1 protein-coding gene is annotated in these 2,047 nt (G+C 51.7%); it reads right to left on the bottom strand.

Annotated features, from left to right (window positions below; all coding sequences use genetic code 11):
* Positions 1 to 157: 157 nt before the first annotated feature.
* A complete protein-coding gene (locus E1189_RS01900) occupies positions 158 to 1,834 on the bottom strand; it encodes a class I SAM-dependent DNA methyltransferase (protein ID WP_155158388.1) in 1,677 nt (558 codons plus the stop codon).
* Between the last annotated feature and the right edge of the window lie 213 nt (positions 1,835 to 2,047).

Genomic DNA, 2,047 nt, shown 5'->3' with positions numbered 1-2,047 from the left:
TAGCAAGGAGTTTCGTGCGTTTTCCCTGGGTACGCCATTCTTATCATGCTTGCCTGGCTGTACAATACCATAGGAAATATTTCCATCAGAGGTACAGTCTTCTAACCTTTTACAGCTCCAGCCTTCAGGGACAGTGACATACTCAGAGGGATTATATTCAGACATCGTAACCCAACCCCGCCAAGTTCACCTTAATCTCAGCTTCCAACCGATCCGACTCCGCAAACTGCTCTTTCAGTTGCCCGGTCAGTCGCGCCATTTTTTCGGCAAAGGGTTCACCGTCGTCTTCTTCTGCCGCTGCACCCACATAGCGCCCCGGTGTCAGCACAAAGTCGTGTTTCTTCAGTTCGTCCAGCTCAGCAGATTTTACAAAACCAGCTTCATCTTTGTAGTTCTCTCCCACCTGCCAGTTGTGGAAGATTTCGGTCACCCGGTTCAAATCATCCTGAGTAAAATCACGCAGCACCCGGTCTTTCATATAGCCCAGGTTACGGGCATCAATAAACAGCACTTCCCCTTTGCGGTTACGCAGCTTACGACCACGAGAGTTTGTACGTTCGCTTTTGTTTTTAGTCAGGAACCAGATACAGGCGGGAATCTGGGTATTGGTAAACAGCTGGCCGGGCAGGGCGACCATACATTCCACCAGATCATTCTCGATCAGGGCTTTACGGATGGTTCCTTCGTTATTGGTGTTGGAACTCATGGAACCGTTGGCCAGCAGCAGGCCCATACTGCCGTTGGGTGCCAGATGGTAGAGCATATGCTGCAACCAGGCGAAGTTGGCATTGCCTGAGGGGGGCGTTCCGTATTGCCAGCGGGGGTCGTCGTCGGCCACGCCGGTGTCCCACTCTTTCATATTGAACGGCGGGTTAGCCATGACAAAATCAGCCCGCAAATCTGGGTGCTGATCGTTGGTGTAGGTGTTGGCGGGCTCTTTACCAAAGTTAAAGTCGATACCGCGAATCGCCATATTCATGGCCGCCAGTTGCCAGGTGGTGTGGTTGTATTCCTGCCCGTAGATGGACACATCACCAATGCGGCCTTTATGGGCGCTGATAAAGTGTTCACTCTGCACAAAGAAACCACCGGAACCCATGGCCGGATCATACACACGGCCTTTGAAGGGTTCGAGCATTTGCACAATCAGGCTGACGATAGACTTGGGCGTGTAGAACTGGCCACCTTTCTTACCTTCTGCCAGAGCAAACTGACCGAGGAAGTATTCGTACACATGGCCGAGGATATCTTTGGAATCCAGGGATTCATGCTTGAAGGGGACGGTGGCGATCAGGTCGATCAGTTCCCCCAGCTTGGACTGGTCGATCTGCAGCTGGGTGTAACGTTTGTTGAGTACGCCTTTGAGTTTGGGGTTGTCGTGCTCGATGGCTTCCAGAGCGTTATCAATGAGATTGCCGACGGAGCTGATTTTCAGGGTTTTGCCGTCTGCTGTGGAGAGTTCTGCACCACCGATCACGGTTTTGTTGTTGTCCTGCAGAAACTGCCAGCGGGCCTGCTGGGGTACCCAGAACACATTGGCTTCGGTGTAGTAGTCCCGCTCTTCCTGCTCTTCGGCAATGGCGGTGGCGTACTCTTCGCTGTCTGCGCCGTCGTAATCGTCCGGATCGAGGAAGTATTCGTGTGCTTCGTTTTTAAACTGGGCTTCCAGTTCATCACGGCGAATATCAAAGGCATCGGAGACGTATTTCAGGAACACCAGGCCCAATACGGTGTGTTTGTACTGGGCGGCATCGAGGGTAGAACGCAATTTGTCGGCGCTGGTCCAGAGTGTTTTCTCAAGGGTATTGAGAAACTGTTGGTCGGTGTTTTTCATTTATAAAAGATTCTGTGAGAAATTAATTGTCAGAAAAGTAGTCTGAGTCAATGGCTTTGATTTCGTATACTTCCCGGGTGCTGACACCCAGACCAAAATCAATCATTAGCTGGGCCAGCTGGTGGCCATCGATTAATACAATGCGGCTGTTTACGCGCTGGGCGTAGTCACGGGCACCGGAGCCAGGGAAAACGCATGAAAGCCCTTGCTATC

Source organism: Parendozoicomonas verongulae (assembly GCF_009711465.1).
Taxonomy (GTDB): domain Bacteria; phylum Pseudomonadota; class Gammaproteobacteria; order Pseudomonadales; family Endozoicomonadaceae; genus Sansalvadorimonas; species Sansalvadorimonas verongulae.
The sequence above is the reverse complement of the archived record's forward strand: the minus strand, read 5'-3'. Positions and strand labels throughout refer to the sequence as shown.

Coding starts and splice junctions, on each gene's coding strand:
- E1189_RS01900 (WP_155158388.1), bottom strand. CDS start 1,834: ATGAAAAACACCGACCAACAGTTTCTCAATACCCTTGAGAAAACACTC.